The sequence below is a fragment of the Lacinutrix sp. YIN62 genome, from assembly GCF_057219185.1.
Window position 1 is genome coordinate 1 of sequence record NZ_JBXVVH010000071.1, and the last position, 1,216, is coordinate 1,216.

General features: G+C 32.5%; 2 protein-coding genes. One reads left to right on the forward strand and one right to left on the reverse strand.

Features of this window, described 5'->3' with window-relative positions; all coding sequences use genetic code 11:
* Positions 1 to 86 precede the first annotated feature (86 nt).
* Positions 87 to 815 carry a hypothetical protein gene (locus tag AC2D8I_RS16195; RefSeq protein WP_484707154.1) on the forward strand — a complete coding sequence of 243 codons (729 nt, stop codon included), beginning with the start codon at positions 87 to 89 and terminating at the stop codon, positions 813 to 815.
* Positions 816 to 972: 157 nt separating this feature from the next.
* On the opposite strand, the gene AC2D8I_RS16200 is transcribed toward AC2D8I_RS16195, so the two are convergent.
* Positions 973 to 1,216: transposase (locus AC2D8I_RS16200; RefSeq protein WP_484707156.1), on the reverse strand; the 244-nt coding region annotated here is incomplete at its 5' end.

A 1,216-nucleotide genomic window follows, 5' to 3' on the forward strand; every position in this document is an offset into this window, starting at 1 on the left:
GATGAAAAGCAGCTTAGAAACAAACAACAATCTACAAGGTTAGAAACTAATTTAGTGTAAACCCTAATCTTTAACTTGTGTAAACTATGTCCCTTAACGAACATGCCGAAAACCGAGTGAAACACTACATTGGAGCATATTATCTGATTAAAATAAAGCCTATCGACTACGGAACGATTAAAGGTTCGGAAATCTATACTTGTAGTCGTTGTATAAACGACTCTTTTTTTGACTCTTGGGCAATTTCTTGGGCAACAACTGAAAAGAAAGAATTAGAAGAAACTAAAAGAACTTTCAATCTGACTGACAAAAATGTTGAGGAAATACAAGTTTGGGCTGACATAAAGCTGAATGAAAATAAACTTGGTTGGATAAATACATTTTCGGATTTAAAAACATTGACTGAATACAAAGAAAAATTCTTTCCTAACGATTCGGACTTTGAAATATTAAGTATCAGCTTTCCTGAATGTGACTTGAGCGAAGCTTTGGAAATGACTAAACCGACTGAAATGTTTACTGGAGAAGTTGGAATTTATAACAAACTCAAAACCAAAGAGATAAATTTAGAAAAAAATGAGTTTTTAGGTTACGACATAATCGGAATTGAAGCTGGTGGAGATTTCCACTCATTTCATTGCAATGATTTATCGAACGATTTAAAAGATAAATTCGGAATTAAAATAAATGATTTTGGACTTATAGAAACCTTTGAGAATTGGGACAAACTAATGGAATATATGAATGACGAATCTAATGGATTTGAACCTGTACCTTGGTTTTATGTCAAAGTAAATAGAATAAAAAACAAATAAAGCACAGTTTACAACACCGGTAATCGTTGCACAAGTCTATAAAAACATAAAAAAACATTCAAAAGCTCCTTTTACAAGGGCTTTTACTTTGTTAAAACCAATACTATTTAAGTTTTAGGATGCCTATTATATTAGTTCTAACAGCTTTATTTGGGGCCTAAACAAGCGTTTTACAAGACAAAACAAATACCCCATGGTTTTTGGCATCTATTTTCACATTTTTTACAATGAATTTTAAATATTTCTTCAAGTTATAGGCAATTGCAGACAGATGCATGACTTTGTTTGCTTGTTGAATTCCTATAGTGTTGATTTTCCGAAGTCCCATAAACTGTGTGAGGGTCCCAAAAACGGGTTCTACCGTACTTTGCCGTTTGGATTTTAGATACCTGCCTTTTGTA

Excerpts from the sequence above, each read along its gene's own strand:
- AC2D8I_RS16195 (WP_484707154.1), top strand. The coding sequence starts at position 87 with ATGTCCCTTAACGAACATGCCGAAAACCGAGTGAAACACTACATTGGA.